The following is a 798-nucleotide window of genomic DNA, read 5'->3' as shown; positions in this document are numbered from 1 at the left end:
CGTGAGGCGCTCGCGATGGATCCGCAGCAGCGGTTGTTGCTGGAGACCTCGTGGGAGGTGTTCGAGCGGGCCGGTATCGACCCGGCTTCGTTGCGGGGTTCGCGTACCGGGGTCTTCGCGGGCGTCATGTACCACGACTACGGCTCACAGTCGGGCGGAGCCGTACCCGAGGGGCTCGAAGGGCACCTGGGCATGGGTACGTCCGGCAGCGTGGCCTCGGGCCGGCTCTCCTACACCTTCGGTCTGGAGGGGCCGGCGGTGACGGTGGACACCGCGTGCTCCTCTTCCCTGGTCGCCTTGCACCTGGCGGCGCAGTCGCTGCGCCAGGGCGAGTGCTCGATGGCCCTGGTGGGCGGCGTGACGGTCATGGCGACCCCCAGCACCTTCGTGGAGTTCAGCCGCCAGCGCGGGCTGGCCGCCGACGGCCGGTGCAAGGCCTTCTCGGCCGCGGCCGACGGCACGGGCTGGGCCGAGGGCGCGGGCATGCTGCTGGTGGAACGTCTCTCGGACGCCCGCCGCAACGGCCATCGGGTACTGGCGGTGGTCCGGGGCAGCGCGGTGAACCAGGACGGCGCGTCGAACGGGCTGACCGCCCCGAACGGGCCGGCGCAGCAGCGGGTCATCCGCCAGGCGCTGGCGCAGGCCGGGCTGTCCGCCTCCGATGTGGACGCGGTGGAGGCGCACGGTACGGGCACCACCCTGGGTGACCCGATCGAAGCCCAGGCCCTGCTCGCCACCTACGGCCAGGACCGGCCCGAGGGCCGGCCCCTGTGGCTGGGTTCGCTGAAGTCGAACATT

General features: G+C 72.7%; 1 protein-coding gene. It reads left to right on the top strand.

The genetic code is table 11. The annotated features are described in order from the left end of the window. Positions 1-798: beta-ketoacyl synthase N-terminal-like domain-containing protein (locus tag AB4039_RS42245; RefSeq protein WP_442273310.1), on the top strand; the 798-nt coding region annotated here is incomplete at both ends.

Origin of the sequence: Streptomyces sp. M-16, assembly GCF_052114405.1 — a bacterium.
Classification (GTDB): Bacteria; Actinomycetota; Actinomycetes; order Streptomycetales; family Streptomycetaceae; genus Streptomyces.
This window is presented reverse-complemented; position numbering and strand designations above follow the sequence as displayed.